General features: G+C 53.0%; 5 protein-coding genes and 1 pseudogene. 2 read left to right on the forward strand and 4 right to left on the reverse strand.

All coding sequences use genetic code 11. The features are described from left to right. Positions 1-507: 507 nt before the first annotated feature. A complete protein-coding gene (gene malT, locus ACLD11_RS21550) occupies positions 508-3213 on the forward strand; it encodes an HTH-type transcriptional regulator MalT (protein ID WP_000907030.1) in 2706 nt (901 codons plus the stop codon). A gap of 25 nt (positions 3214-3238) precedes the next feature. Here malT and ACLD11_RS21555 read toward each other — a convergent pair whose 3' ends face one another. The 3 genes from ACLD11_RS21555 to glpE all read right to left on the reverse strand — a co-directional run bounded on the left by ACLD11_RS21555 (position 3239) and on the right by glpE (position 5323). Beyond that, positions 3239-3997 carry a DeoR/GlpR family transcriptional regulator gene (locus tag ACLD11_RS21555; protein WP_411015355.1) on the reverse strand — a complete coding sequence of 253 codons (759 nt, stop codon included), beginning with the start codon at positions 3995-3997 and terminating at the stop codon, positions 3239-3241. Between the two features lie 93 nt (positions 3998-4090). Further along, positions 4091-4921, reverse strand: a complete 831-nt coding sequence (gene glpG / locus ACLD11_RS21560) for a rhomboid family intramembrane serine protease GlpG (protein WP_000928699.1) — start codon at positions 4919-4921, stop codon at positions 4091-4093. Between the two features lie 75 nt (positions 4922-4996). Then, positions 4997-5323 carry a thiosulfate sulfurtransferase GlpE gene (glpE, locus tag ACLD11_RS21565; RefSeq protein WP_411015357.1) on the reverse strand — a complete coding sequence of 109 codons (327 nt, stop codon included), beginning with the start codon at positions 5321-5323 and terminating at the stop codon, positions 4997-4999. Between the two features lie 198 nt (positions 5324-5521). Here glpE and glpD point away from each other — a divergent pair, with 198 nt between their 5' ends. Beyond that, positions 5522-7030, forward strand: a complete 1509-nt coding sequence (gene glpD / locus ACLD11_RS21570; protein ID WP_411015356.1) for a glycerol-3-phosphate dehydrogenase — start codon at positions 5522-5524, stop codon at positions 7028-7030. A gap of 105 nt (positions 7031-7135) precedes the next feature. Here glpD and ACLD11_RS21575 read toward each other — a convergent pair. Further along, positions 7136-7246 (reverse strand): annotated as a pseudogene (locus ACLD11_RS21575) (hypothetical protein); the annotation flags it as partial.

Consider the following 7246-nt stretch of genomic DNA (forward strand, 5'->3'; position numbering starts at 1 on the left):
CATGGATGGGCCGAGTAATCCGTAGCCAACACATAAGCAACTTGAAGTATGAAGGGTATAAACGCGCCGATTCCTGTCAACGACACCCAGTGTTACGCATAATCAAATGAATAAACAGAAATAACAGTAAATCGCGAAGGGGTATTTTCGAAGATTATATGAACGCCGAAATAGTTTCTTACCTGAAATATTCAGCGGCGGGAGATTCACTCACTAAACATAATTAATTAAACGCCTGGTATCGCCATTGTGTTAAATCCGGATGATGTCCAGGACATTATTTACAATAACGAAAATATGACCTCAGCCCAGCTCTGACGCTCGTTTCAACCGCGCCGAATACTTTTTTAATACCGTTATTTAGAATTGTGACAGAGTGCAAATTCAGACACATAAAAAGTCTGCTTAGCTTGCATTAAAATGCTTTCTGGCCGACCTTATATCTATTAATTACGAAGCGCAAAAAAAATCGCAGTTCCCCCCATTTCCCACAGTGAAGTGATTGCTATGTTGATTCCGTCTAAATTAAGTCGTCCGGTTCGTCTCGACCATACCGTGGTTCGTGAGCGGCTGTTGGCTAAACTTTCCGGCGCGAACAATTTCAGGCTCGCCCTGGTAACCAGTCCTGCTGGCTATGGGAAAACCACGCTTGTCTCACAGTGGGCGGCGGGCAAAAATGAATTAGGCTGGTACTCTCTCGACGAAGGCGATAACCAGCAAGAGCGATTCGCCAGTTACTTAATTGCCGCTATCCAACAGGCCACCGGCGGACACTGCTCTACCAGCGAAGCGATGGCGCAAAAACGTCAGTACGCCAGCCTGACGTCCCTCTTCGCACAGCTCTTTATTGAACTGGCGCAGTGGCATCGCCCGCTTTATCTGGTGATTGACGACTACCATTTGATTACCAATCCGGTGATTCACGACGCGATGCGCTTTTTCTTACGGCATCAGCCGGAAAATTTCACCCTGGTGGTGTTATCGCGTAATTTACCGCAACTGGGCATCGCTAACCTGCGCGTGCGCGATCAGCTGTTGGAAATCGGTAGCCAGCAGTTGGCTTTTAACCATCAGGAAGCAAAGCAATTTTTTGACCGTCGTCTTTCGTCGCCCATTGAAGCCGCTGAGAGCAGCCGCATGTGCGATGATGTGGCCGGTTGGGCCACTGCGCTACAGTTGATCGCCCTCTCCGCGCGCCAGAACCATACCTCTGCGCATCACTCCGCCCGCCGTCTTGCCGGGATTAATGCCAGCCACCTTTCTGATTATCTGGTGGACGAAGTACTGGATAATGTGGATGTCAGCACCCGACATTTTTTACTTAAAAGCGCGATCTTACGCTCAATGAATGACGCGTTGATCGTGCGTGTGACCGGCGAAGAAAACGGCCAGATGCGGCTGGAGGAGATTGAGCGTCAGGGGTTATTCCTGCAACGCATGGACGACACGGGCGAGTGGTTTAGCTATCACCCGTTGTTTGGTAGCTTTCTGCGCCAGCGTTGCCAGTGGGAACTGGCGGCGGAACTGCCGGAGATCCACCGCGCGGCCGCGGAAAGCTGGATGGAACAAGGTTTTCCCAGCGAAGCTATTCATCATGCGCTGGCGGCGGGTGACGCGCAAATGCTGCGCGATATCCTGCTTAACCATGCGTGGGGGCTGTTTAATCACAGTGAACTGGCGCTGCTGGAAGAGTCATTAAAAGCGCTGCCGTGGGAAAGCCTGCTGGAAAATCCGCGGCTGGTGTTGTTACAGGCCTGGCTGATGCAAAGCCAACACCGCTACAGCGAAGTGAATACGTTGCTGGCGCGCGCCGAACAAGAGATCAAAGGGGTCATGGACGGCACGCTGCATGCTGAATTTAACGCGCTGCGCGCCCAGGTCGCCATCAACGACGGCAATCCGGAAGAAGCAGAGCGGCTGGCGAAACTGGCGCTGGATGAGCTTCCTCTCGCCTGGTTTTATAGCCGCATTGTCGCGACCTCCGTTCACGGTGAAGTGCTGCACTGTAAAGGCGATCTCAGCCAGTCTTTATCGCTGATGCAGCAAACTGAACAAATGGCGCGCCATCATGACGTCTGGCATTACGCGCTGTGGAGCTTAATTCAACAAAGCGAAATTCAGTTCGCCCAGGGATTCCTGCAGGCCGCATGGGAAACGCAGGAGAGAGCCTTCCAGTTGATCAAAGAGCAACATCTGGAACAACTGCCGATGCATGAGTTTCTGGTACGTATCCGCGCGCAATTGCTGTGGGCGTGGGCGCGCCTTGACGAAGCGGAAGCCTCGGCGCGTAGCGGTATCGCTGTGCTGTCTACCTTCCAGCCGCAACAACAGTTGCAGTGCCTGACGTTACTGGTGCAGTGCTCGCTGGCACGCGGCGATCTGGATAATGCCCGTAGTCAGCTTAACCGACTGGAAAATTTATTAGGCAATGGTCGTTATCACTGCGACTGGATCTCTAACGCCGATAAGGTGCGTGTCATTTACTGGCAGTTAACCGGCGACAAAAAATCCGCCGCCAACTGGTTACGTCATACGCCCAAACCGGCGTTTGCCAATAACCATTTTCTGCAAGGACAATGGCGGAATATCGCCCGCGCGCAGATCCTGCTGGGCGAATTCGAGCCTGCGGAAATCGTGCTGGAAGAGTTAAATGAGAATGCCCGTAGCCTGCGCTTAATGAGCGATTTAAACCGCAATCTGCTGTTACTCAATCAGCTTTACTGGCAATCCGGGCGGAAAAACGATGCCCAGCGCGTATTGCTTGATGCCTTACAGCTCGCCAACCGCACCGGATTTATCAGCCATTTTGTGATTGAAGGCGAAGCCATGGCGCAACAATTGCGTCAGCTTATCCAGCTCAATACGCTGCCGGAGATGGAGCAGCATCGCGCGCAGCGCATCCTGCGAGAGATTAACCAACATCACCGGCATAAATTCGCCCATTTTGACGAAGGCTTCGTCGAGCGCCTGCTTAACCATCCGGATGTCCCGGAGCTTATTCGCACCAGCCCGCTCACCCAGCGTGAATGGCAGGTGTTAGGGCTTATCTATTCCGGTTACAGCAACGAACAGATTGCCGGCGAACTGGCGGTGGCCGCAACCACCATTAAGACGCATATCCGCAACCTCTACCAGAAACTCGGCGTCGCGCACCGTCAGGACGCGGTACAGCACGCGCAGCAGTTGCTGAAGATGATGGGGTACGGGGTTTAAATTAATGCCTGATAAGACAGTCTCTTTAGCACAGCTCTAAGTGAATATGGTGGTCAGCAATCACCTGCATCACGCCCGGCGGTGGTAGGGTATCGGTGTAGACCGCATCGACCATACTAATGCTGCCCATGTTTACCATCGCGTTACGGCCAAATTTAGAGTGATCCACCACCAGCATCACGTGGCGCGAATTTTCGATAATCGCGCGCTTGGTGCGTACCTCATGGTAGTCAAATTCCAGCAATGAGCCGTCGCTATCAATACCGCTAATACCGAGAATGCCGAAATCGAGACGGAACTGGGCGATAAAGTCCTGCGTCGCTTCGCCAATAATGCCGCCGTCGCGGCTACGGAGTTCGCCGCCGGCGAGGATAATACGAAAATCCTCTTTCGCCATTAGCGTGTTCGCTACGTTCAAATTGTTGGTCACGATCCGCAAATTACTGTGCCCTAACAGGGCGTGCGCTACGGCTTCCGGCGTCGTGCCGATATCAATAAACAGCGTTGAACCATTGGGGATCTGGGCCGCGACTTTGCGAGCGATGCGCTCTTTTTCTTCCGTTTGCGTCGCCTTACGATCGTGCCACGGCGTGTTCACCGAGCTGGATGGCAACGCCGCGCCGCCGTGGTGGCGCAAAATCATATTCTGTTCCGCCAGATCGTTAAGATCCCGACGAATGGTTTGCGGGCTGACAGAAAAATGCTCCACCAGCTCTTCCGTACTGACGTACCCCTGTTTTTTCACCAGTTCAATGATCGCGTCATGCCGTTGTGTTTGTTTCATGAATAATCTCTGAAAGTAACCAACCTTGCACCGGATAGCGGCATTCGCCCTACCCGGCCTGGAAAAATATCTCGACCACAAGCCGGATACGCCTCACGTTCGTTTTCGCGCATTCAGCGTATCAACAAAGGCCATCGCTAAACCGACGATAAGCCCGGCGATGTGCGCGCCGTTCGCCATAGACATGCCAAACCAGTCAAACCAACCAGCGACTATCCACAATAATGCAAAAATAATTAAGCCGCGCTGGAGGTAAATTCCGCTTTGCGGATCGCGCTCTCCGCGCAGCCACACGTAACCCATCAGCGCATAGACGACGCCAGACAGCCCGCCAAACCACGGGCCGCTAAATTTCTGCTGTACATAGCCGCTTAGCAGCGCGCTTATCACCGTAATGACGATTAATTTACCGCTGCCCAGGCGCTTCTCTACCGCCCCGCCGAGATACCACCACCACAGCAGGTTAAAAAGAATATGCATCAGTGAGAAGTGCATAAAGATATGGGTGAAGTAGCGCCAGACTTCAAATTTTAAAACCGGATCGAACGGCCACGCCAGCCACACCATCACCGTCTGATCGCCGATGAGACTCATCGCGATATAGACCAGCACGCAGGCGAGCATCACGATCCAGGTAACAGGGCCGGCTCGTTCACGCAGCGTGGCGAGAAAGGGAAAACGGCGGTAGCGTAGCCCGCTGTTCGTCTGTCCGGACTGCCAGCTAGCCGCCAGATAACGCGGATCGCCGGGATTTTCTATAAACCGCGCCAGCTCGCCCCGCACACGTTCGGCCTGCGATTCATCTGCCAGCCAGATATCGCTTTGATTATGTTGCTGAATAGTAAGAATGACGCCCTGGGTGGCCATGTAATCAACAAATGCCTGCGCCACGCGAGGATTCGCAAAGGAAGTAATCATCAACATTATTGCTGTCGCTTAGTCCATACAAAAGAAGACAGTATATATACCCTTCTCGTCGGAGGCTGCATCTTTATGGGATTACGCGCCATTCGCGACATCGGCAGGGAAACGGCGATGCCAGGCCTCAAACCCGCCGTCAATGCTGTAAACCGCATCATAGCCTTGCTGGAGCAGATACTGCGCGGCGCCTTTACTACTGTTGCCGTGATAGCACATTACCATCACCGCGGTATCGAAACCATGCTCACGCATAAACGCGCCCAGCGTATCGTTAGTCAAGTGAAACGCCTGCGGCGCATGACCCATCGCATAGCTTTGCGGATCGCGGATATCCACTAACACCGCGCTCCCCTGATGCAGTTTCTGATGCGCTTCTTCGACATTAATACATTCAAACTGATCCATTGCTCTCTCTTCTTTATATTGCAGGTGACGCTTTTCGGACATGTTACTTCTTAGTGTACGTCCCGACGGCAGTTAAACGCCATAATGTTATACATATCACTCTAAAATGTTTTTCCGATGTTACCAATAGCGCGTTTCTTTGCTATCATGTTCGATAACGAACATTTTTGAACTTTAACGAAAGTGCAAGAGGGCAGCATGGAAACCAAAGATCTGATCGTGATAGGCGGGGGCATTAACGGTGCAGGCATCGCGGCTGATGCCGCCGGACGCGGTTTGTCCGTACTCATGCTGGAAGCGCAGGATTTGGCCTGCGCGACCTCTTCCGCCAGTTCGAAACTTATCCACGGCGGATTACGCTACCTTGAGCACTATGAGTTCCGTCTGGTCAGCGAAGCGCTGGCAGAACGTGAAGTGCTGTTGAAAATGGCGCCGCACATCGCCTTCCCGATGCGTTTTCGTCTGCCGCACCGCCCGCATTTACGTCCGGCCTGGATGATCCGTATTGGTTTGTTTATGTACGATCATCTGGGCAAACGCACCAGTTTGCCGAGTTCTACCGGTGTGCGGTTTGGCGCGGATTCCGTAATGAAACCTGAGATTGTGCGCGGTTTCGAATATTCTGACTGCTGGGTAGACGATGCGCGTCTGGTGCTGGCTAACGCACAGATGGTGGTGCGTAAAGGCGGCGAAGTCCTTACCCGTACTCGCGCAACCGCCGCTCGTCGGGAAAATGGCCTGTGGATTGTCGAAGCGGAAGATATCGACACCGGTAAAAAATATGTCTGGCAGGCGCGCGGACTGGTTAACGCCACCGGACCGTGGGTCAAACAGTTCTTCGACGAAGGGATGCACCTGCCGTCGCCGTATGGCATCCGCCTGATCAAAGGCAGCCATATCGTCGTGCCGCGCGTCCATAATCAGAAGCAGGCGTATATTCTGCAAAACGAAGATAAGCGTATCGTCTTTGTCATTCCGTGGATGGAAGAGTTTTCGATCATTGGCACAACCGATGTCGAATATAAAGGCGATCCGAAAGCGGTAAAAATTGAAGAGAGCGAAATTAATTACCTGTTGAAGGTCTATAACGCGCACTTCCAGAAACAACTGGGGCGCGATGACATCGTCTGGACGTACTCCGGCGTCCGTCCGCTGTGCGATGATGAGTCCGACTCGCCGCAGGCGATCACTCGCGATTATACCCTTGATATTCATGATGAAAACGGCAAAGCGCCGCTGCTTTCCGTGTTTGGCGGTAAGCTCACGACCTACCGTAAGCTGGCCGAACATGCGATGGAAAAACTGGCGTCTTATTATCCAGGCATCGGGCTGGCATGGACCAAAACGTGCGTACTGCCCGGCGGCGACATCGACGGCAGCCGCGAAGATTACGCGGCGAAGCTGCGTCGTCGTTACCCATTCCTGACGGAATCGCTGGCGCGCCACTATTCGCGCACTTACGGCAGCAACACGGAGTGGATTCTCGGCGAAGCCACGTCACTGCTTGATTTAGGCGAAGATTTCGGTCATGAGTTTTACGAAGCGGAACTCAAGTACCTGGTGGATCACGAATGGGTGCGCCGTACTGAAGATGCTATCTGGCGTCGCACCAAAGAAGGCATGTGGCTGACCGCCGAGCAGCAGTCCCGCATCACCCAGTGGCTGGCGGCGTATATTGAGAAACACCAACTTTCACTGGCGTCCTGAGAAAAATGCCGGGTAAAGTATTGCCCGGCATGACTATCAAATCTTATCAACGATCTGCATAGTTGCTTATGGACGAGCGCCATTCCCGCTTAGCTATAGCATTCATTGCCCCATCATTAAGCGCAACGTATTGGTCGCGTCAGTGTCATAACCGGGGATAATCTGGTCGTAAGCCACCGCCAGGATCTCATCGGCCTCAATCCAGCGCGTTTTCTT

It is taken from the genome of Salmonella sp. 741265116_PST (assembly GCF_046567715.1).
Lineage (GTDB): Bacteria > Pseudomonadota > Gammaproteobacteria > Enterobacterales > Enterobacteriaceae > Salmonella > Salmonella enterica.

Bases quoted from the DNA above. Each gene is read 5' to 3' on its own strand.
- ACLD11_RS21555 (WP_411015355.1), bottom strand. From the start codon at position 3,997: ATGAAACAAACACAACGGCATGACGCGATCATTGAACTGGTGAAAAAA.
- glpE (WP_411015357.1), bottom strand. From the start codon at position 5,323: ATGGATCAGTTTGAATGTATTAATGTCGAAGAAGCGCATCAGAAACTG.
- glpD (WP_411015356.1), top strand. From the start codon at position 5,522: ATGGAAACCAAAGATCTGATCGTGATAGGCGGGGGCATTAACGGTGCA.
- malT (WP_000907030.1), top strand. From the start codon at position 508: ATGTTGATTCCGTCTAAATTAAGTCGTCCGGTTCGTCTCGACCATACC.
- glpG (WP_000928699.1), bottom strand. From the start codon at position 4,921: ATGTTGATGATTACTTCCTTTGCGAATCCTCGCGTGGCGCAGGCATTT.